General features: G+C 67.7%; 17 protein-coding genes. 14 read left to right on the forward strand and 3 right to left on the reverse strand.

What is annotated here, in order from left to right; translation table 11 throughout:
- The first annotated feature begins 33 nt into the window (after positions 1-33).
- The 4 genes from D7252_RS12615 to D7252_RS12630 all read left to right on the forward strand — a co-directional run bounded on the left by D7252_RS12615 (position 34) and on the right by D7252_RS12630 (position 5,929).
- A complete protein-coding gene (locus tag D7252_RS12615; protein WP_120775706.1) occupies positions 34-288 on the forward strand; it encodes a YlxR family protein in 255 nt (84 codons plus the stop codon).
- Positions 289-382: 94 nt separating this feature from the next.
- Complete coding sequence (infB, locus tag D7252_RS12620) at positions 383-3,154, forward strand: translation initiation factor IF-2 (protein WP_120775707.1); 2,772 nt, start codon at positions 383-385, stop codon at positions 3,152-3,154.
- Positions 3,155-3,250: 96 nt separating this feature from the next.
- Complete coding sequence (gene rbfA, locus D7252_RS12625; protein WP_120775708.1) at positions 3,251-3,679, forward strand: 30S ribosome-binding factor RbfA; 429 nt, start codon at positions 3,251-3,253, stop codon at positions 3,677-3,679.
- 90 nt (positions 3,680-3,769) lie between these two features.
- Positions 3,770-5,929 carry a response regulator transcription factor gene (locus D7252_RS12630; protein ID WP_120775709.1) on the forward strand — a complete coding sequence of 720 codons (2,160 nt, stop codon included), beginning with the start codon at positions 3,770-3,772 and terminating at the stop codon, positions 5,927-5,929.
- A gap of 14 nt (positions 5,930-5,943) precedes the next feature.
- Here D7252_RS12630 and D7252_RS12635 read toward each other — a convergent pair whose 3' ends face one another.
- Positions 5,944-6,843: an A/G-specific adenine glycosylase gene (locus D7252_RS12635; protein WP_374225766.1), complete on the reverse strand. Its 900-nt coding sequence runs from the start codon at positions 6,841-6,843 to the stop codon at positions 5,944-5,946.
- A gap of 86 nt (positions 6,844-6,929) precedes the next feature.
- Here D7252_RS12635 and truB point away from each other — a divergent pair, with 86 nt between their 5' ends.
- The 6 genes from truB to D7252_RS12665 all read left to right on the forward strand — a co-directional run bounded on the left by truB (position 6,930) and on the right by D7252_RS12665 (position 13,240).
- Positions 6,930-7,823 (forward strand): tRNA pseudouridine(55) synthase TruB, encoded by an 894-nt coding sequence (gene truB / locus D7252_RS12640; protein WP_120775710.1) that lies wholly within the window; start codon positions 6,930-6,932, stop codon positions 7,821-7,823.
- On the forward strand, positions 7,820-8,188 hold the full coding sequence (locus D7252_RS12645; protein ID WP_120775711.1) for a hypothetical protein: 369 nt from the start codon (positions 7,820-7,822) through the stop codon (positions 8,186-8,188). Before truB ends, D7252_RS12645 begins: the two co-directional genes overlap by 4 nt.
- Before the next feature lie 58 nt (positions 8,189-8,246).
- The gene (locus tag D7252_RS12650; protein ID WP_251050724.1) at positions 8,247-8,684 is read left to right on the forward strand and encodes a hypothetical protein; all 438 of its coding nucleotides are present in this window, start codon (positions 8,247-8,249) and stop codon (positions 8,682-8,684) included.
- The gene (locus D7252_RS12655; protein ID WP_120775713.1) at positions 8,681-9,643 is read left to right on the forward strand and encodes a bifunctional riboflavin kinase/FAD synthetase; all 963 of its coding nucleotides are present in this window, start codon (positions 8,681-8,683) and stop codon (positions 9,641-9,643) included. The genes D7252_RS12650 and D7252_RS12655 overlap by 4 nt, the downstream gene beginning before the upstream one ends.
- Positions 9,644-9,842: 199 nt before the next feature.
- Complete coding sequence (locus tag D7252_RS12660; RefSeq protein ID WP_120775714.1) at positions 9,843-12,017, forward strand: DEAD/DEAH box helicase; 2,175 nt, start codon at positions 9,843-9,845, stop codon at positions 12,015-12,017.
- A 194-nt stretch (positions 12,018-12,211) separates the two neighbouring features.
- A complete protein-coding gene (locus D7252_RS12665; RefSeq protein WP_120775715.1) occupies positions 12,212-13,240 on the forward strand; it encodes a 6-phosphofructokinase in 1,029 nt (342 codons plus the stop codon).
- Positions 13,241-13,252: 12 nt separating this feature from the next.
- On the opposite strand, the gene D7252_RS12670 is transcribed toward D7252_RS12665, so the two are convergent.
- On the reverse strand, positions 13,253-15,352 hold the full coding sequence (locus D7252_RS12670) for a S9 family peptidase (RefSeq protein ID WP_120775716.1): 2,100 nt from the start codon (positions 15,350-15,352) through the stop codon (positions 13,253-13,255).
- Positions 15,353-15,507: 155 nt separating this feature from the next.
- Between D7252_RS12670 and D7252_RS12675 the strand changes: the two genes are divergently transcribed.
- The 4 genes from D7252_RS12675 to D7252_RS12690 are packed head-to-tail and all read left to right on the forward strand — an operon-like array spanning position 15,508 to position 19,650.
- Positions 15,508-16,848, forward strand: coding sequence for an inorganic phosphate transporter (locus D7252_RS12675; protein ID WP_120775717.1), 1,341 nt, complete (start codon positions 15,508-15,510; stop codon positions 16,846-16,848).
- Positions 16,845-17,180, forward strand: coding sequence for a peptidase (locus D7252_RS12680; RefSeq protein WP_120775718.1), 336 nt, complete (start codon positions 16,845-16,847; stop codon positions 17,178-17,180). The genes D7252_RS12675 and D7252_RS12680 overlap by 4 nt, the downstream gene beginning before the upstream one ends.
- 28 nt (positions 17,181-17,208) lie before the next feature.
- On the forward strand, positions 17,209-18,138 hold the full coding sequence (locus D7252_RS12685) for a metallophosphoesterase (RefSeq protein WP_120775719.1): 930 nt from the start codon (positions 17,209-17,211) through the stop codon (positions 18,136-18,138).
- Between the two features lie 51 nt (positions 18,139-18,189).
- Positions 18,190-19,650 (forward strand): aspartate ammonia-lyase, encoded by a 1,461-nt coding sequence (locus D7252_RS12690; protein ID WP_120775720.1) that lies wholly within the window; start codon positions 18,190-18,192, stop codon positions 19,648-19,650.
- Positions 19,651-19,683: 33 nt separating this feature from the next.
- Here the strand turns inward: D7252_RS12690 and D7252_RS12695 are convergent, their stop codons facing one another.
- Positions 19,684-20,553, reverse strand: a complete 870-nt coding sequence (locus tag D7252_RS12695; protein WP_120775721.1) for a fumarylacetoacetate hydrolase family protein — start codon at positions 20,551-20,553, stop codon at positions 19,684-19,686.
- Positions 20,554-20,572: the final 19 nt, after the last annotated feature.

Below are 20,572 nucleotides of genomic sequence, written 5' to 3' on the forward strand. Positions count from 1 at the left end.
GGCGAGCGAGGCGGGGTGGAACGCAGGTGTAAGATGGAACCCGTACGAACGTGCATCGGCTGTCGCACGCGTGCTCCCCGCTCCGCCCTTCTCAGGGTGGTGTCCCAGAACAACGTGCTCGTTATCGACGAGCGTGCTGTCCTGCCGGGGCGTGGCGCGTGGGTGCATCCGGTGCCGGAATGCACGGAGGCCGCGCTGCGGCGCCGCGCTTTCGGCAGAGCACTCCGCGTGTCCGCACCGCTGGACACGCAGAACATCGAACAGCATCCACCAAGAAACAAAGGCTGAACAGCTATGGAAACAAAGTGAACGGCTCGAAATGAGACCCGTCCGCGACTAGTGGTCTGCCCTGTCTGGGTAGACCGACCCAGACAGGAGAATTGTGGCTGGTAAACCACGCGTACATGAGATCGCCGCCGAACTCGGCGTCGACAGCAAGGTCGCTCTTGCAAAGCTCAAAGAACTCGGCGAGTTCGTCAAGAGCCCGTCCTCGACCATCGAACCGCCGGTCGCGCGCAAACTTCGCGCCGCGATCGAATCCGATGGCTCGCTGAAGGCGGGCGCCGACGCGCCTGCTGCGGCAAAGCCCGCAGCGAAGACGGCCGCCAAGTCAGCCGCCAAGCCCGGTGCCAAGCAGGCACCGACCCCGGGCCCGAGGCCTGGTCCGAAGCCCGCTCCGGAGGCTCCGGCTCCCGAAGCCCCGGCCCCCGCGGCCGCAGCTCCCGAAGCTCCGGCTCCGGCTGCGGAAAGCTCCGCACCGGCAGCAGAGGCCCCGAGTGCCCCGAAGCCCGCCGAGAGCGGAGCGCCGAAGCCCGGTGCCCCGCGCCCCGGCAACAACCCGTTCTCCTCGTCGCAGGGAATGGGACAGCGTCCGGCCGGTCCCCGTCCGGGCAACAACCCCTTCGCTTCCGCGCAGGGCATGGGCCAACGCCCTAGTCCGACGCCGGGTAACATCCCGCGTCCGCAGGCACCTCGTCCCGGTGCGCCTCGGCCGGGTGCTCCTCGGCCCGGTTCCCCGCGGCCCGGCGGTGCACGCGGTGGTCCTGGCGGCCGTCCCGGCGGTGCCCCCTTCCAGCAGCGTCCAGGCGGCCCCGGCCGTCCGGGTGGTGCCGGCGGACCCGGTGCCGGTCCCGGCGCACGTCCCGGTGGCGGTTTCGCCGGTCGTCCCGGTGGCGGCGGCGGTCGTGGTCGCGGTCCTGGTGGAGGCACCGCCGGTGCCTTCGGCAAGGGCGGCGGCAAGAGCAAGCAGCGCAAGTCGCGGCGGGCCAAGCGGCAGGAATTCGAGATGCGGAGCGCCCCGGTCGTCGGTGGCGTCAACGTCACCCGTGGAAACGGGGAGATCATCCGGATGCGCCGCGGCGCATCGATCGCGGACTTCGCCGACAAGATCGAGACGCTGACCGGCTACAACGTGCAGCCGGGCACGCTCGTGACGATCCTCTTCAACCTGGGAGAGATGGCCACCGCCACCGAGTCCCTGGACGAGGCGACCTTCGAGGTCCTGGGTGCCGAGCTGGGTTACAAGATCCAGATGGTCTCGCCCGAGGACGAGGACAAGGAGCTCCTCGAGGGCTTCGGTCTCAACCTCGATCAGGAGCTCGAAGCCGAGAGCGAGGACGACCTCGAGATCCGTCCCCCGGTCGTCACCGTCATGGGTCACGTCGACCACGGTAAAACGCGACTGCTCGACGCCATCCGTCAGACCAACGTCATCGAGGGTGAGGCCGGAGGCATCACCCAGCACATCGGTGCCTACCAGGTGTGGACGGAGCACGATGGCATCGAACGTGCCATCACCTTCATCGACACCCCCGGTCACGAGGCGTTCACCGCCATGCGTGCCCGAGGTGCGCAGGTCACCGACCTCGCGATCCTCGTGGTCGCCGCCGACGACGGCATCATGCCGCAGACGGTGGAGGCGCTGAACCACGCCCAGGCGGCGAACGTGCCGATCGTGGTCGCGGTGAACAAGGTGGACAAGCCCGACGCCAACCCGTCGAAGGTGCGCCAGCAGCTCACCGAGTACGGTCTGGTCGCGGAGGAGTTCGGTGGCGACGTCATGTTCGTCGACGTCTCGGCGCGTGCGAACACCGGTATCCAGGAACTCCTGGATGCGGTGCTCCTCACCGCCGATGCCGGCCTCGACCTCACGGCCAACCCGAACAAGGCCGCTCGCGGTGTCGCCATCGAGGCGAAGCTCGACAAGGGCCGCGGTTCCATCGCGACGGTGCTGATCCAGTCCGGAACCCTCCGGATCGGTGACCCGATCGTCGCGGGAACGGCGTATGGCCGCGTGCGTGCCATGGCCGACGAGAACGGCGATGCCGTCCTCGAGGCGTACCCTTCGCGTCCCGTGCAGGTCCAGGGTCTCAACTCCGTGCCCCGGGCCGGTGACGTCTTCATCGTGACTGAGGAAGACCGCATGGCTCGCCAGATCGCTGAGAAGCGTGAAGCCGTCGAGCGCAATGCCCAGCTGGCCAAGGCCCGCAAGCGCATCTCGCTCGAGGACTTCACCCGTGCTCTCGAAGAGGGCAAGGTCGAGTCGCTCAACCTCATCATCAAGGGTGACGTCTCCGGTGCCGTCGAGGCGTTGGAGGAGTCGCTCCTCAAGATCGAGGTCGATGATTCGGTGCAGCTGCGCATCATCCACCGCGGCGTCGGTGCGATCACCGAGTCGGATGTGAACCTGGCGACGATCGACAACGCGATCATCGTGGGCTTCAACGTCCGCCCCGACACGAAGGCGCGCGAGCGCGCTGCTCGTGAAGGTGTGGACATCCGGTTCTACTCGGTCATCTACAACGCCATCGACGAGGTCGAGAGCTCGCTCAAGGGCATGCTCAAGCCTGAGTACGAAGAGGTCCAGTCGGGTGTCGCCGAGATCCGAGAGGTGTTCCGCTCCTCGAAGTTCGGCAACATCGCCGGTGTCATCGTGCGGTCGGGAACGATCACACGAAACGCCAAGGCGCGCGTCATCCGCGACGGCGTCGTGGTGGCCGATGGTCTTGCCATCGAGTCGCTGCGTCGCTTCAAGGACGATGTCACCGAGGTGCGCACGGACTACGAGGCCGGTATCGGTCTCGGCAAGTTCAACGACATCCAGATCGGTGATGAGATCGAGACGACCGAGCTCGTCGAGAAGCCTCGCGGCTGATCAATTCGATATATCTTCGGGCGTCCTTCGCTCCGGCTCGTGAGCGAGCGCGCGAGACGAAGGGCGCCCGAAGCCTGTGCGGAGAGTGAGAGAACAATGGCCGGAGAACGACAGGCACGTCTGGCGGATCGGATCCGAGTGATCCTCGCCGAGCGTTTGGAGAAAGGGCTCCGCGACCCCCGGTTGGGGTTCGTGACGCTCACCGATGTCCGTGTGAGCGGCGACCTGCAGCACGCATCGGTGTTCTACACGGTGCTGGGTACCGAGGAGGAGCGCGTCGCGAGCGGCGCCGCACTGACCTCCGCGACGGGAATGCTCCGCAGCGAGGTCGGCCGTCAACTGAGCACGCGTCTGGTGCCCACGCTCGAGTTCATCCCTGATGCATTGCCTGAGAATGCCGATCACATCAGCGCGCTGCTGCGAGAGGCGCAGGAGCGCGATGCAGAGGTCGCGAGGCTTGCGTCCTCGGCATCTCACGCCGGTGACGCCGATCCCTACCGGGTCGACGACGACGAAGAGAAGTGATTCGAGTTTGATACTCTCGGCCGTGCGGGATCGCGTCCCGCACGGCTGAGGGGGATCGGCATCGAGGGTTCGAACGCGACCGGGGAACGGATGATCCCGCGCGCCGCGATCGAGAGTCTGGTCGACGACCTCCTGCTCGACGACCTCGGCTGCGCCCCCCACGTCGTCGTCACGCTCGCGACAGCCTTGCACGGCGACAAGTCGACGATCCGTGAGGTCGTCGGACGTCTGACGCGAGCACAGCGGCGCGGTCTGCGCTCCCTCCCCGAGCCGCTCCCGCTCGTTCCCGCCATAGCGCGCACCTTCCGGGACCTGAGTCTCAGCGATCAGGACAGAGATCTTCTCCTCGCGCTCTCCCTCTCGCTCGAGGGCGAGTCGGAACCGTTGCTCGACTTCGACGGTCGTCCTGCCGAAGCGATCGTCAGCGGTCCGCTCGGCGCTCATCTCGACCTGCACGCCGGTCGCATGACGTTCGTCGATCCTCGCCTGGAGATCTGGCTGCGGGCGAGGACGGCATCGGACACCTTCCGATCCGTGCATGAGCGTCTGAGCAGAATCTGCCGAGCACGCGGCGATCTGATCGGCACCCAGTGGCACGCCGCCCGCGCAGCATTGGTACGGGATGAACAGGCGGGCGCCGAGCTGACGCGAATAGCCCGCGGATGCTCCCAGACCGGCTCGACCGACCGAGCGCTGCTCTTCGCGCGTGAGGCGTCGAACCACGCCGAAGGCGCCGATCATGACGAATGCCGCTCCATCGTGGGTACGAGCCTGATGCGCTCCGGCTTCGCTGCGGAGGCGGTCGCCTGGCTGGGGGACCTGTTCCGCGACGGAGCGGAGAGTCAGCGCCTGCAGGGGCTCGCGGGGCTCATCGCTGCCCGCTCCTGCCTGCAGGGAACCGTGCCGGAGGTCAACCCGACCTCCCTGCGGCCCTGCACCGACGACGACGGCGATTGGCATGCGTGGGCTCGGGCGACAGCGCTGACCGCGGTGCTCTGCGCCGAACGCGGTGATCGCGCCGGGATGCGCGCCTGGCTGATGGCGCTCCGGGAGGCAGCTGCGCGCGTCGGCGCGGAGCGCGAGCTGCGCGACCCTGCGGTCGCCCTGGGGACACTCATCATCGGGGAGCGCGAGTGCGATCAGGCCGAGGACGATGCGCAGGCCGAGTCTCCACGCAGCCGTGTGCTGCGGGCCCTGCAGGCGGCCATGGCCGGGGACATCGATCAGGGACTGCGTGTGCTGCGGACGGCCGACACCGCCCTGGAGCCCGAGGTCGACTCACTCGTCGCCGGATTCGAGCACAGCCCGATCATTCGCGCGTACCGTTCCGTCGTCGAGGTGCTGCTCCTCGCCTGGCGCGGCGACATCGGACTCGCGCGGGAACGCCTCACGCTCGCCGCGCTCGAACTCCCGGTCGCATTGCCGCTCGCAGGCCTGGGTGTCGTGCTCGCACGTCGACTGGACCTGGCCGTCCTGGGCGAACTCGGGCCGATATCGCGTGCTCTCACGGCTGCGCTGCCGCCCGCGGTGAAGATCGACGCTCTCATCGATCGCGGGATCGAGTCTTTCCTGGCAGGTGAGTTCGATGAGGCGGCGATGTCCGTGCGGCTCTGGCTCGATCTCGGTGCGCCGCAGACTTCACTGTGCGTACCCGGGCTCGACGAGGTCGCGCTGACGTGGGAAGGCGGTTCGTCCACCCGAGGAATCGTGGCACCGCCGGATATCTTTCTCGCGCACGCGCTACGGCTCCGCGCGGCGACGACGGCCGACAGTTCCTGGCGCACCGAGCATGACAGAGCGCAGGAGACCGCCCGTACGCTGAGATCGCCGTTCGCCAGAGGAAGGGCGGAGGCGATGCTCGGCGTCCACAGCGCGATTCGCGACGAGCTCGTCCTCGCGCGTGGGCACCTGCAGAGCGCGCAGCGTCTGTTCGAGCTTTCCGGCGCGATGGCGTGGGCGCGCCTCACCGAGGATCGGCTGGCACGGCTCGACATGCGCGACGGAGACGCCGCCGCCGTCCCCGACGCCCTGACGACGTGTCGGCACATCTGGGCGCAGGTGCTCACCGCACGCGAGGTCGAAGTGGCGATGCGGGCGGTCGGTGGGGCGGGCAACCGCGAGATCGCCGCGGCGCTGTGCGTGTCCGTCCGCACCGTGGAGGTGCATCTGGGGCGGATCTTCGCGAAGCTCGATGTGCGCGGGCGTGTGGGACTCACCGCGCTCGCACACCGTACGAATCAGCAGCTGTAGCGCGACGTTCTGGGTCAGCGGGGCAACGAGAGCAGTGCTCCGTCAGCCTCGGCCAGCCCGTCGGAGACCAGGGAATCGATCGCACGATCGCGCTGCAGCGGGTCCGGCCACTCAGGAAGCAGCGAGCCGAGCGCCACCGGCGTCGGGGCCGCCTCTCTGAGGATGCGCAGGACCGCACCCCGCGCCTGGCGGTCCGATCCTTCATACGCCGCCTGGCGTCTGCGGTCATCGCCGGTGTCCGGACGCCCCGCTTGCAGCCAGGAACACGTCGATGCGAGAGGACACACCGCACACCGGGGCGAACGCGAGGTGCACACCGTGGCTCCGAATTCCATCGAGGCCGCATTCATCGCGGCGGCGTCGGCGTCTGCGGGCGGAAGGAGGGATTCCATGAGGACGAGGTCGCGGCGCGACGGCGAAGACGGTTGCGACCGACCCTCCACCACGCGAGCGAGGACGCGCCGGGTGTTGGTGTCCACCACGGGATGCCGGTCGCCGTACGCGAACACTGCGACCGCCCGCGCGGTGTAGTCGCCGATGCCGGAGAGCGCGAGCAGGGCGTCGATGTCCCGCGGGACCGTGCCGTGGTGCCGAGTGGTGATCTCGCTCGCAGCCCGGTGCAGCCACAGAGCCCGCCTCGGATAGCCCAGATTCGCCCACTGCTGCACCACCTCGGCGCCGGAGGCTGCGGAGAGCGCGGCGGGGGTGGGCCAGCGTGCAAGCCAGGCCGCGAGGTGCGGGATCACGCGTGCGACCGGCGTCTGCTGCAGCATGAACTCGCTCACGAGCACACCCCACGCTCCGAACTGCTCATGGAACTCGGATCGCCGCCATGGGAGATCGCGGGCCGCGGTCCGGTACCACCCGACGAGGGGCCGCAGGTCTGCGCGGAGTGGGGGTGGTTTCGCGGGCACCCCGACAGCCTAAGCGAGCCAGGGAGGGCCGCACGCCCCGTCCGAGCCGTGCAGTTCCGAGAGGGACGGCATCGTAGGCTGGGGGGATGGTTTCGCCCGGCATCCTTCTCGTCGACAAGCCCCCAGGATTGACCAGTCACGATGTGGTCGCGCGGGCTCGACGGGCCTTCGGCACCCGCAAGGTGGGGCACGCCGGCACTCTCGACCCGATGGCGACCGGCCTGTTGGTGCTGGGCCTCGAAGGGGCGACGCGTCTGCTCACCTATGTCGTCGGCGCGGACAAGACGTACGCCGCGACGATCCGCTTGGGCCAGACCACGGGCACCGATGATGCCGACGGGGAGATTCTGTCCGAGGCCGCGCCGGAGGCGTGGACCGCCGTGACCGACGACGCCGTGGCCTCGGGGATCGCCGCACTGACCGGGCGCATCCCGCAGGTGCCTAGCGCCGTCTCGGCGATCAAGGTGGACGGGCGCCGCGCCTATGACCGCGTACGTGCCGGGGAGGATGTCGTGCTCGCCGCCAGAGAGGTGGTGGTGTCGCGATTCGACGTTGTCGGACGCCGGGAGGCTGACGGCACCCTGGACCTCGACGTGATGGTCGACTGTTCATCCGGCACATACATTCGGGCGCTCGCCCGCGATCTCGGGGCCGCGCTCGGAGTGGGCGGACATCTGACGGCGTTGCGGCGGACGCGCGTGGGCCCCTTCGAGGTGGCCGATGCCGTGACCGTGGAGCATCTCGAAGGGGCGCCACTGCTGACGCCGGGGCAGGCCGCGGGGCAGATCCTCACGGTCCTCGAAGTGTCGGACGACGAGGCGCGAGACCTCCGTCACGGAAAGCGACTCAGCGGTCAGGCCCGCCGGCTCGACGGGACACCTGCTGCCGCGATCGACGCACAGGGTGCGCTGATCGGGATCGTCGAGAAGCGCGGCGACGACATCAAGAGCGCGATGAACATGCCGGAGGCTGCTCGATGATCCTGTGGCTGACGATCGTGCAGATCGTGATCGCGGTGGCTGCGGGGGTCTTCTGTCTGGTGGCAGGCTTTGCCGGCCGACGACCGAGCGACTACAGCGTGGGTGCTCTCGCCCTCGTGGAAGCTGTGCTCCTCGTGCAGGTGGTGGTCGCGATCGTGGCGCCGCTCGCTGGCAATCCGCCCACCGGCGATCTCCTCGAGTACTGGGTCTATCTCGTCTCAGCGGTGCTGCTTCCCGTCGGCGCGGTGATCTGGGCACTCACCGAGCGCAGCCGGTGGAGCACGGTGATCCTCGGCGTCGCTGCGCTCGCGATCGCCGTGATGCTGTGGCGCATGCAGGTGATCTGGACCATCCAGATCGCGTGACGGCCGACGCGGACGCACCGTCCGGCCCCGCCCGCGCGGCTCTAGGATGGTAGGCGCTATGAGCTCCACCGCCCCCTCCACTCGGATGACCGGAATCGGTCGCGTCCTCGTGATCGTCTACGCCGTCATGGCGCTCGCTGCCACCGGCCGCAGCTTCGTGCAGATCGTCCGCCGTTTCGACGAGGCACCGCTGGCCTACTCGTTGTCCGCTCTCGCAGCCGTCGTCTACATCCTCGCCACGCTCGCTCTCGTCTTCGCGGGCCGCAGCGGATGGTACGCCGTCGCCTGGGTCGCGATCCTCTTCGAGCTCACCGGAGTGCTGGTGGTGGGGACACTCAGCGTCCTGCTTCCGGATCTCTTCCAGCATGAGACGGTGTGGTCGCTGTTCGGGCGCGGGTACCTGTTCATCCCGCTCGTGCTCCCGGTCTTCGGCATCTGGTGGTTGCGTACGCACCGTCCTGTGGAGTCGGACAGCCGGGTCGAGGTCAGCGCGTGATCGTGTTCCGCGGGCCGGCGGACGTGCCGGAGGACTTCGGCCCGACGGCTGTGGCCATCGGCAAGTTCGACGGCGTACACGCCGGGCACCGCGCCGTCATCGAGCGTCTCAACGACGCGGCCGCGGTCGCGGGTGGGAGATCGGTCGCGGTCACCTTCGACCGGAACCCGCTCGCCGTGCTGAGACCGGATCGATGCCCGGAGAACGTCGTCACGGTCGATCGGAAGCTCGAGCTCCTCGGAGAGCTGGGTATCGACGCCACCATGGTGCTGACGTTCGACGCGGAGTTGGCCGACCGCAGTGCCGAGGAGTTCGTGGTGGACATCCTCGTCGAGTCTCTCCACGTGTCGCGCGTGCTGGTGGGGAAGGACTTCCGCTTCGGTCGCGGGGGAGTGGGCACGCCGGACCTCCTCCGGACTCTGGGGCCGCGCTACGGCTTCTCGGTGGAAGTGGTCGACGACGTCTATCTCCCCGGTTCTTCCCGCCGAGTCTCCTCGACGTGGATCCGCGAATTGTTGACCGAGGGAGACGTCACCGGAGCTGCCCGCGTCCTCGGCCGGTACCCCGATGTGCGCGGCGAGGTGGTGCACGGCCTCAAGCGGGGTCGGGAGCTCGGCTTCCCCACCGCCAACCTCTCGCCCATCGTGGGCGCCTTCGTTCCTGCCGACGGCGTATACGCGGGATGGCTGGTCGATCACGACACCGGGATCCGCCACCCTTCGGCGATCTCCGTCGGCACCAACCCCACGTTCGACGACGTCGCGGACCGACAGGTGGAGGCCCACGTGGTCGGCGAGACCGGGCTCGACCTCTACGGACACGACGTCACCGTGGAATTCGTCCGCAGGCTCCGCGGCATGGTCGCCTTCGAGGGCATCGAGAAGCTCACCGCCCAGATCGCGACGGATGTCGCCGAAGCGGAGCGCGTGCTGGCTGAACATCCGGAGACGAATTCGTAACCTGCGGTTCCTGGTCTCGGTGCGCGGGGCGGGATGACGTAGACTGGACACCGGTTCGCACCGAGCCTCACGCGTCTCGCGTGCATCGGCGCAAACCGGATCTATCGTTCGTACGGTCCTGGCTCACGCCACACGCGGACATCGAGAACGGACCCACAGCCTCCTGAGGATGCGGTGGGCCTTCACGCTCAGGAGGAGCATGCCGACCACGGCAACCGCCGCCACGCGGCGCAGGAAGACGTCCCGGCGGGATGACGAAGCCCCGCTCATCCCGATCCTCGCGCGCAAGGTGCGCGAGATCGAGGCGAAATCGCAGCGCGGAAAGCTCGGCCCGACCAATCGCGTCAAGTTCCAGGTGATCGCCTTCCTGGTGCGCGAGGAGCGCGCGCGGGTCAAGGCGGATGCCGAGCTCGGCGATGCCGCTCGCGCAGAACTGCTGAAGCGTCTCGACGGCGTGGCGACCATCCTCGCGAAGACGGCTGCACGCGACACCTCCCTCATCCAGCTCCTCGAGGCGGATCAGGCGACCTCGCCCGTGGCGAAGCGGATGCGGCGGGATTGGCTCCTCGAGTCCGGAGCAGAACTCGCGCCCGAAGAACTCATCATCGCGGATGCTGCCCCTGTGCAGATCGCGACGATCCCCGCCGCCATCGCCGAGCGCCAGGTCACGCCTCCGAGCGTCGAAGCCCGTCAACTCGCGAACCCGTTCCTGCCACCGAACCTGACCCCGCGAGGCACCGGTTCCACCCCGCGTCGACGCCTCGACGGTTGGGAACTGATGGGCCCGCTTTACAAGGCGTTCGAGACCGGGGCGGGCGGGTCCGTCGCCTCGATGGAACTGCCTCCTGCGCCGGAATACGATCATCTGTCGCCGAAGGGGCGCGAGGTGATGGTGCACCAGTCGCGCTTCATCGAAGCGGTGCGCTCCGGACACCGAAGCTTCCTGCTCGCCGACGAACCGGGACTGGGTAAGACTGCCCAGTCTCTGCTCGCGGCATCCGTCGCCGGCGCCTACCCGCTGCTCGCCGTCGTCCCGAACGTCGTCAAGATGAACTGGGCGCGCGAGGTCGAGCGGTGGACGCCGCAGCGACGCGCCACGGTCATTCAGGGCGACGGCACCGACATCGATGCCTTCGCGGACGTGTTCATCGTCAACTACGAGATCCTCGACCGCCACCTGTCCTGGCTCGCGTCGATCGGACTCCGCGGCATGGTGGTGGATGAGGCGCACTTCATCAAGAACCTCTCCTCCCAGCGATCGCAGAACGTGCTGTCCCTCGCCTCGCAGGTGCGCGAGCGCACTCCCGGTGGCGACCCGCTGATGCTCGCGCTCACCGGCACCCCCCTGATCAACGACGTCGAGGACTTCGACGCGATCTGGCGCTTCCTCGGGTGGACCACGGGCGAGAAGCCGGGTCCTGAACTGATGGAGAAGCTCGAGGCCACCGGTTTCACCCCCGCTGACAAGGCCTTCTACCCGGAGGCCCGCGAGGCTGTCATCTCGATGGGCATCGTCCGTCGGAAGAAGAAGGACGTCGCCGCCGATCTCCCGGACAAGCTCGTCGCCGACCTGCCGGTGCAGCTCGACGACGAGTTCGGCCGCAGCATCCGCCAGGCCGAACGCGAACTCGGGGAACGGCTCGCTGCGCGCTACCGCCGCAACATCGAAGCGCGTTCGTCGTCGGCTGGGTCCGCCGGGGGGTCGCGAGGGCTCGCGGGAGCGATCGACGAGGACGTCGTGCGTCTGGTCGCTCAGAACGAGCTCGAGGAGTCGAAGGCCGCCGGTACCGGGGGCGACAACGTCTTCACGATGGTGCGCCGCATCGGTCAGGCCAAGGCAGGGCTCGCAGCGGACTACGCCGCGCAGCTGCAGCGCTCAGTCGGCAAGGTCGTGTTCTTCGCGAAGCACATCGACGTCATGGATCAGGCTGAGGCGCACTTCGCCGCTGCCGGCATCCGGTCGGTGTCGATTCGCGGCGACCAGTCATCCACCGTGCGCCAGCAGGCGATCGATGACTTCAACGGCGATCCCGACGTCGGTATCGCGGTCTGCTCGCTGACCGCTGCGGGTGTGGGGCTCAACATGCAGGCCGCCTCCAACGTCGTTCTCGCCGAGTTGTCGTGGACGGCAGCAGAGCAGACGCAGGCCATCGATCGCGTGCACCGCATCGGTCAGGGCGAGCCGGTCACGGCATGGCGGATCATCGCAGCGCACACGATAGACACGAAGATCGCCGAACTCATCGACCAGAAGCAGGGCCTTGCTGCCCGCGCGCTGGACGGGGAGGCGATGGACGAGGTCGCGGCCGAGCCGGTGCAGCTGGCAGCGCTGATGCATCTTCTGCGTCAGGCGCTGAGCGGATCGAGCTCCTAAAGATTCCGGGTTCTTAACGCACAATCCGGGCCTTGTCGTGGCGATCGTCTCAAGATCGTCGGGAGTGGTTCGAACAGGCGGCAAGATCGGTGCTTTTCGCCACCTTCGAATGGCGCCGAGCGGCGGCATGCCGCTAGTGTCGAAACAGGCAGCGTCGCCTTTCCCCTTTCTCCCGAACGTCTGAAGGCACCAGCATGAAGATCGGCATCCTGACGAGCGGCGGCGACTGCCCCGGCCTCAACGCGGTCATCCGCGGAATCGTGCTCAAGGGCACCACGGCTTACGACCTCGAGTTCGTCGGCATCCGCGACGGCTGGCGAGGCGTCGTGGAAGGCGACTTCATGCCGCTGACCCGGCACGAGGTCAAGGGTCTCTCCAAGGTCGGCGGCACGATCCTCGGAACCAGCCGCACCAACCCGTACGAGGGAGAGCGCGGGGGAGCGGACAACATCGCCAAGACCCTGTACGGCCACAAGATCGACGGCATCATCGCGATCGGCGGCGAGGGTACGCTCGCCGCGGCGGATCGGCTCTCGAAGGATGGGATCAAGGTCATCGGCGTGCCGAAGACCATCGACAACGACCTCCAGGCCACCGACTACTCCTTCGGCTTCGATACCGCGGTCAACATCGCCACGGACGCGATGGACCGTCTTCGTACGACCGGCGACTCCCACCAGCGCTGCATGGTGGCCGAGGTCATGGGTCGTCACGTGGGATGGATCGCGCTGCACGCGGGGATGGCCGCAGGCGCTCACATCATCTGCATCCCCGAGGTGCCGATGTCGATCGACGACATCACCGCGCTGGTCACGAGCGCGCACGACCGTGGTCGTGCTCCGCTGGTCGTCGTCTCCGAGGGCTTCAAGCTGCTCGGCATGGAAGAGGCTTACAGCGACAAGGGTCTCGATGCGTTCAACCGCCCCCGTCTGGGCGGAATCGGCGACCAGCTCGCCCCCGAGATCGAACGCATCACCGGAATCGAGACGCGTGCGACGATTCTCGGCCACATCCAGCGCGGCGGATCGCCTTCGGCGTTCGATCGTGTTCTCGCGACCCGTCTCGGTCTGCACGCAGCGGACGCGATCGTCGAGGGTGCCTGGGGTCAGATGGTGGCGATGCAGGGCACCGATATCGTTCGGGTTCCTTTCGCCGATGCGCTGGGCGAGTTGAACACCGTTCCGCGGTACCGCTACGACGAGGCCGCGGCACTCTTCGGCTGAGCCCCCGCGCGCTCAGGACTCCGCGAGTCCGAGGGTGTCGAGCAGCCAGGCGAGTTCGAAGGCGCGTTCCTTCCAGGAGTTGTAGCGCCCGCTGACGCCTCCGTGCCCGGCGACCATCTCGCACTTCAGGAGGACGTCGGATGCTCCGGCTTCTCGCAGGCGTGCGACCCACTTGGCCGGCTCGACGTACGCGACACGAGAGTCGTTGAGTGAGGTCACGGCGAGGATGCGCGGGTAGGCGACGCCGTCGCGAACGTTCTCGTACGGCGAGTACGACTTCATGTAGGCGTACACCTCGGCATCGTGCAGCGGGTCGCCCCACTCGTCCCATTCGATGACCGTGAGCGGCAGCGACGGGTCCAGGATCGTCGTCAGGGCGTCGACGAACGGAACGGCGGCGAGGATGCCGGCGAAGAGCTCGGGGGCGAGATTCGCGACGGCGCCCATCAGTAGCCCTCCGGCGCTGCCGCCCTCGGCGACGAGCCGCTCCGGGGTGGTGACCCCCGTGATGACGAGGTGTTCGGCGCAGGCGACGAAGTCCGTGAAGGTGTTGCGCTTGTTGCGCAGCTTGCCGTCCTCGTACCACTGCCGCCCCATCTCCCCGCCGCCGCGCACATGGGCCACCGCGAAGATCACGCCGCGATCCAGCTCGGACAGACGGGCGACGGAGAATCCGGGGTCGATCGAATGCTCGTAGGAGCCGTAGCCGTAGAGGTGAACCGGTCGGGCCTCGGACCCCGGCTCGCCGAACGATCGCCTCCAGACGAGCGAGATGGGCACCCGCGTGCCGTCCGACGCGGTCGCCCACTCGCGTCGCTGTCCGTACTCGGCGGAGTCATGCCCACCCAGAACCGCGACCTGCTTGCGCAACAGCAGTTCGCCGGACGCGAGGTCGAGTTCGTAGACCGTTCCCGGTGTGACGAACGAGGTGTAGCCCAGTCGCAGGTAGGGCGCGTGCCACTCGGGATTCCCGCTCACCCCCGCCGAGAAGAGCGGCTCATCGAACGCGATCTCCTCGACAGAGCTCGTGGAGTAGTCGAGCAGTCCGACCCGCTCGAGGCCTTCGCTGCGGTATTCGACCGTCGCGAAGTCGCGGAACGCATCCATGCCGAGCAAGCGCCTGCCCTGCTCGTGTGCGACGATCGTCTCGCGCGGCCCCTGCGGGTCGGATGCCGCCACCGAAACGAGCTCGAAGTCCAAGGCTCCGTCGTTGTGCAGGATGAGGAGGCGGTCCTCGCCGTCGACCACGGCGTGATCCAGGGAGTACTCGACGCCCTCGCGACGCGGCCAGACGATTCGAGGTTCGGCGGTGAGCTCTCCCGCGAGGTCGACGAGGTATTCCTCACTGGTGATGCTCGAGCCGACCCCGATGACGAGGTACCGGCGACTGCGAGTGATCCCGGCGCCGAGCCAGAACTTCTCGTCCGGCTCGTGGAAGAGTCGGACGTCGTCGGATACGGGAGTGCCGAGGCGATGCAGCCACAGCGTGTCGGGGCGCCAGGCGTCGTCGCGGGTCGTGTAGAGAACGCCGGATCCATCCGGAGTGAAGAACGCGCCTCCGGTGTTCGGGATCTCGTCCGGGAGCGTCGTTCCCGAGGAGAGGTCGCGCACATGCACGGTGTACAGCTCGTCGCCTTCGAAGTCGGTCGACCACAGCAGCTTCGTGGCATCGTCCGACGTGTCGAACGCTCCGAGTGAGAAGAACTCGTGACCCTGCGCCTCAGCGTTGGCGTCGAGCAACACGACCTCACCGGGCACCGGAACGCCGGGCTCCAAGCGCGGGGGAGTCCAGTCATCGGGTGCCGCGGCGGCCCGGCAGTGGATGCCGTACTGGGCGCCCTCCTCGGTGCGGCTGTAGTACCACCAGTCGCCGCGCCGGGTGGGGACCGAGAGATCGGTTTCCTGCACCCGTCCCTTGATCTCGTCGAACAGGGTCTCGCGCAGCGCGGAGAGATGGGCGGTCGCGGCCTCGGTGTGCGCGTTCTCGGCCTCGAGGTGGCTGATCACGTCGCTCGATTCCTTCGCGCGGAGCCATTCGTACGGGTCGTCGAAGGTCTCGCCGTGATGGCTGCGAAGGGTGGAACGGCGTTCTGCGATGGGGGCGTCAGTCACCGTTCCACGGTATCCCAGGTCGAGTTGACCGGCACCGGGCAGGGTGGGAGGATTTACCGGGGCCGGTTAACGGAAGTCAAACCCACGGTGAACTCTTCGTTCGTCACGTCGATCCCGTCGACACCTCCTTCTTCCTCAACTACCGAAAGCGAACGGTGGAAACCGCAGCCCTCATCGTCGTGCTTGTCATCGCGCTGGCACTCTTCTTCGACTTCACGAACGGCTTTCACGACACCGCGAACGCGATGGCCACGCCCATCGCCACCGGTGCCCTGAAGCCCAAGACCGCCGTCCTGCTCGCGGCCGTGCTCAATCTCATCGGCGCGTTCCTGTCGACGGAGGTGTCCAAGACCATCTCCGGCGGAATCATCCAGGAAGACGCGATCATCGCCGCGGGGGCGGAGCTGTTCCTGGCGTTGATCTTCGCGGGCCTCATCGGCGCCATCACGTGGAACATGCTCACCTGGCTGCTCGGGCTGCCCTCGAGCTCCTCTCACGCACTCTTCGGCGGCCTCATCGGCGCCACCCTGGTGGGAGCGGGCCTCGGGGGCATCGACTTCGGCGCGGTGCTGTCGAAGATCGTCCTGCCCGCGCTGATCGCGCCGCTCACGGCAGGCCTCATAGCCTTCGCCGCCACCAAGATCGCGTATTCGATCACGCGGCGGTACGACGGGAAACCGGATGGCCGGGACGGATTCCGTTGGGGACAGATCTTCACGTCCTCTCTGGTCGCGCTCGCGCACGGAACGAACGACGCTCAGAAGACGATGGGCGTCATCACCCTCGCCATGATCACCATCGGCTGGCAGTCCGGCGCTCAGCACGAGCCGCAACTCTGGGTGATCGTCGCCTGCGCGTTCACGATCGCCTTGGGCACCTACCTCGGTGGGTGGCGCATCATCCGAACCCTCGGAAAGGGGCTCACCGACGTCAAGCCCGCGCAGGGCTTCGCCGCGGAGAGTTCCACGGCCGCAACGATCCTCGCCTCCAGCGCTCTCGGATTCGCGCTCTCCACGACTCAGGTGGCCTCGGGGTCGGTCATCGGGTCCGGTCTCGGGCGGCGCGGGTCGACGGTGCGCTGGCGCACTGCCGGGCGAATCGGCATCGGGTGGTTGCTGACCCTGCCCGCCGCCGGCGGCGTGGGGGCGCTGGCGGCACTGCTCGTGGTCTGGCTCGGCCCGTGGGGAGTCGCCATCGACGCTGTCCTCGCCGTCCTCATCATCCTCGGCCTGTTCATGCGTTCCCGTCGCAATGCGGTGACCCATGCGAATGCCATGAGTGACGTCGCCGAATCAGGACTCGCCGTGGAACTGCCCGACACACCGCCGCCGACCCGGCGTCAGCAGCGGGTCGCACTCGCCAAGGCGGAGGCGAAAGCGCGCGCCGCGGCGCGCGACAAGGCGAAGACCGAGGCGAAAGCGCGGAAGGTCGAAGCCAGATCGAAGTCGAAGCAGACGACGACGCTCGACGCAGACCGGAACGGAGACTCCGCATGAACGTCGTCATCGACTGGTTCGCGTTCCTCCAGGTCTTCCTCGCCGCGCTCGTCGGTGCGACCGCCATCGTCACCTTCTACTCCCTGGGACTGCGGCTTCTCGTCCGAAGCGGACGCGCTCCGGTCGTGAGCCCCGCGGAGTTCACCGACGCGATCACCGTCATCTCCGAGAAGGAGCTCCGCCGCGCGGCGAAGCAGGCGGCGAAGGCTGCCAAGAAGAGCCCGCTGACCGACAACCAGAAGTCCGTGGCTCTCGTCGGCGCGTACGGATGCTTCACCATGTGCGCCGTCGCCGTGATCGCCGGCATCCTGATCATCGTCGTCGGGCACTGATTGTCGGACGGCCGCCTAGGCTGAAGCCATGTCAGCAGGAAACGGCAGCGGCTACATGTTCGGTCGGCACCGTCCGGCGTCCCACGTCATCATCCACGTCAGCGATCCGCACTTCCTTGCGGCGGGCGCGCGGCTGGGGGGACGCTACGACGTCGAGGCGAATTTCGCCCGCACTCTGCAGGCGATCCGGGTGGTGCATCCACACCCTGCGGCGATCGTCGTGACAGGCGACCTCGCCGATCTGGGAGAGCCGGAAGCCTATCGACGCCTGCGCGCCGCCGTCGAGCCGGTGGCAGCCGAGTTGGGCTCGCCGGTCATCTGGGTGGCGGGCAACCATGACGAGCGTCCGGCACTGCGCCGTGACCTCCTCGACCTCGCCCCGACTCAAGAGCCGGTCACCGGAGTCTGGGATCTCGACGGCCTTCGTCTCATCGCGCTCGACACGAGTGTTCCTGGCTGGCATCACGGAGACCTCGACGACGCTCAGCTGTCGTGGCTGGCCGATATCCTCTCTCGGCCGGCGCCGCACGGCACGCTGCTCGCCATGCACCATCCGCCGCTGCCGAGCCATCTGCCTCTCTTCGACATCCTCGAGCTGCGCCATCAGGACGAACTGGCTGAGATCGTCCGAGGCAGCGACGTTCGTGGCATCCTCGCCGGTCACCTGCACTATTCCGCGCACGGAATGTTCGCCGGCGTTCCCGTGAGCGTGGCTTCGGCGACCTGCTACACGATGAACGTCGCGCGGCCGCCGGCGGATGTCAACGGCATGGATGCCGCTCAGGCGTTCCAGCTCGTGCACGTGCATCCCGAGACGATCACACACACCGTGGTGCCGGTGACCGACGCTCCCACGGGGGAGTACTTCTCCGAGGAGTGGCTCGAGCGCATGGCGGAGCTCACGCCGGAGGAGCGACTCGAGGCCTTCTCTCGCAAGCGTTCAAGCGGAGCCGCGTAGACTGGAAGCATCCCCCGACCTCCCACCCGCCACGACCCACAAGGATGTGACATGGCTTCTGCCGCGCCTGCCCTGACCCGCACCGAGACCGATTCCCTCGGGAGCATGGAGATTCCCGTCGACGCGTATTGGGGTATCCATACCGCGCGCGCCGACGCGAACTTCCCGATCACCAAGCGTCCCATCTCGGTGTATCCCGACCTGGTGGTCGCGCTCGCGATGGTGAAGCAGGCAAGCGCCAGGGCGAACCGCGAGATCGGGGTGCTGGACCCGGAGCGTGCGGATCTGATCGACCGCGCAGCACAGCGTGTGATCGACGGCGAGTTCCACGAGCAGTTCACCGTCGGTGTCATCCAGGGTGGCGCGGGAACGTCGACCAACATGAACGCGAACGAGGTCATCACCAACATCGCGCTCGAGATGGCGGGCCGCGAGAAGGGCGACTACGCCTACCTGTCGCCTATCGACCACACCAATCGCAGCCAGTCGACCAACGACGTGTACCCGACCGCGGTGAAGATCGGTCTCTCCTTGACGTTGCGCTCGCTCCTGGAGGAGCTGGATCTGCTGCGCCTGTCTTTCCTCAACAAATCGCGCGAGTTCCACGATGTCCTGAAGGTCGGGCGCACGCAGTTGCAGGATGCTGTGCCGATGACCCTCGGGCAGGAGTTCCACGGCTTCGCGTCGACACTCGGCTTCGACCACTCGCGCCTCACCGAGAACGCCTCACTCATGTTCGAGATCAACATGGGCGCGACAGCGATCGGCACGGGCATCACCACCCACACGGACTACGCGCCGGCGGTGCTGAAGCACCTTCGCGAGATCACCGCGCTCGATCTGATGACCTCGGCCGACCTGGTGGAGGCCACCAGCGACACCGGCTCGTTCATGTCGTTCTCCTCGTCGCTGAAGCGCAACGCGATGAAGCTGTCGAAGATCTGCAACGACCTCCGACTGCTCTCGTCCGGGCCCCAGGCCGGTTTCGGCGAGATCAACCTCCCCGCGATGCAGGCAGGCTCCAGCATCATGCCCGGCAAGGTCAACCCCGTGATCCCGGAAGTCGTGAACCAGGTCGCCTTCGCAGTGGCCGGTGCCGACATGACGGTCACGATGGCGGCGGAGGGAGGGCAGCTGCAGCTGAACGCCTTCGAGCCGGTGATCGCGCACTCGATCTTCCAGTCGATCACCTGGATGCGTCAGGCGATGTGGACCCTCCGGGTCAACTGCGTCGACGGCATCACCGCGAACCGTGATCGCCTCGGTGCGATGGTCGGCGCTTCCGTCGGCGTGATCACCGCGCTGACGCCGTTCATCGGTTATGCCGCCGCCGCCGCCCTGGCGAAGACCGCCCTCCTCACCAACCGGAACGTCGCCGATCTCGTCGTCGAGGCCGGACTGATGTCTCGGGAAGAGGTCGTCAAGCAGCTCTCGCCCGCACGCCTGTCCGGGCTGGAGACCGTGACGGCCGCGATCCCGGTGATCACCCCGGACGACCTCGTCGAGATCTGAGTGATGCGCCCCCGATCGTCGGGTCGGGGGCGCTCAGTCGGTGATGCGGCAGTGGGTGGTGAGCTCACCGATTCCGTCGATGGCGACCGTCACGGTCGAACGGTCGCGGAGGAAGATCTGCGGGTCGCGGGAGTAACCTGCGCCCCCCGGGCTGCCCGTCGAGATCAGCGTGCCGGGCAGGAGCGTGAGCGACTGCGAGAGGTGCGCGATGAGCTTCGCGACCGAGCGGACCATCTGGTCTGTGCTGGCGTCCTGCACCGTGTGGCCGTCGACCACGGTCCAGATGTGCAGATCCTGGGGATCGGCGACCTCGTCCGCGGTGACGGCGAACGGCCCGGTCGGCGTGAAGCCGTCGAAGGACTTGCAGCGTGACCACTGCGCCTCGGAGAACTGGATGTTGCGCGCGGTGATGTCATTGACCACCGTGTAGCCCCACACATGCGAGAGCGCGTCGGCCTCGCTGACGTCCTTCGCCGGGGTGCCGATGAGCACACCGAGTTCTGCCTCGTAGTCGACGGCCTCGCTCAGGCTGCGGGGCCACGACGTGGTCTGCTGGTGTCCCGACAGCGAATTCGGCCAGAGCGTGAAGACGGTCGGAGCGGCGTCGGTCTTCAGCCCCAGCTCGCTGGAGTGCGCCGCGTAGTTCAGTCCGACAGCCAGCACAGCGGGCGGGGCGATCACTGCAGACGCGTACGCCCAGTCGGCGAGCGGATGCCGTGGTGCGACGCCATCGCTGAGCGCCCGGCGCAGCGCGTCGAGCCCCGCGTCGCCTCTCTCGATCAGCTGCTGCAGGGTCGCAGGAGCGTCGTTCAGGAGATCAGAGACGAGGATGGCGTCCGAGCCCTGGATCACGGCGAGGGCCGCGAGAGGGGAGTCAGGACGGCGCAGATGAGCGAACCGCATGGGTTCTACGCTACCGGGT

It is taken from the genome of Microbacterium sp. CGR2 (genome assembly GCF_003626735.1).
In the GTDB taxonomy this organism is placed as follows: Bacteria; Actinomycetota; Actinomycetes; order Actinomycetales; family Microbacteriaceae; genus Microbacterium.

Excerpts from the sequence above, each read along its gene's own strand:
- D7252_RS12615 (WP_120775706.1), top strand. The coding sequence starts at position 34 with ATGGAACCCGTACGAACGTGCATCGGCTGTCGCACGCGTGCTCCCCGC.
- rbfA (WP_120775708.1), top strand. The coding sequence starts at position 3,251 with ATGGCCGGAGAACGACAGGCACGTCTGGCGGATCGGATCCGAGTGATC.
- D7252_RS12630 (WP_120775709.1), top strand. The coding sequence starts at position 3,770 with ATGATCCCGCGCGCCGCGATCGAGAGTCTGGTCGACGACCTCCTGCTC.
- truB (WP_120775710.1), top strand. The coding sequence starts at position 6,930 with ATGGTTTCGCCCGGCATCCTTCTCGTCGACAAGCCCCCAGGATTGACC.
- D7252_RS12645 (WP_120775711.1), top strand. The coding sequence starts at position 7,820 with ATGATCCTGTGGCTGACGATCGTGCAGATCGTGATCGCGGTGGCTGCG.
- D7252_RS12650 (WP_251050724.1), top strand. The coding sequence starts at position 8,247 with ATGAGCTCCACCGCCCCCTCCACTCGGATGACCGGAATCGGTCGCGTC.
- D7252_RS12660 (WP_120775714.1), top strand. The coding sequence starts at position 9,843 with ATGCCGACCACGGCAACCGCCGCCACGCGGCGCAGGAAGACGTCCCGG.
- D7252_RS12665 (WP_120775715.1), top strand. The coding sequence starts at position 12,212 with ATGAAGATCGGCATCCTGACGAGCGGCGGCGACTGCCCCGGCCTCAAC.
- D7252_RS12680 (WP_120775718.1), top strand. The coding sequence starts at position 16,845 with ATGAACGTCGTCATCGACTGGTTCGCGTTCCTCCAGGTCTTCCTCGCC.
- D7252_RS12685 (WP_120775719.1), top strand. The coding sequence starts at position 17,209 with ATGTCAGCAGGAAACGGCAGCGGCTACATGTTCGGTCGGCACCGTCCG.
- D7252_RS12690 (WP_120775720.1), top strand. The coding sequence starts at position 18,190 with ATGGCTTCTGCCGCGCCTGCCCTGACCCGCACCGAGACCGATTCCCTC.
- D7252_RS12695 (WP_120775721.1), bottom strand. The coding sequence starts at position 20,553 with ATGCGGTTCGCTCATCTGCGCCGTCCTGACTCCCCTCTCGCGGCCCTC.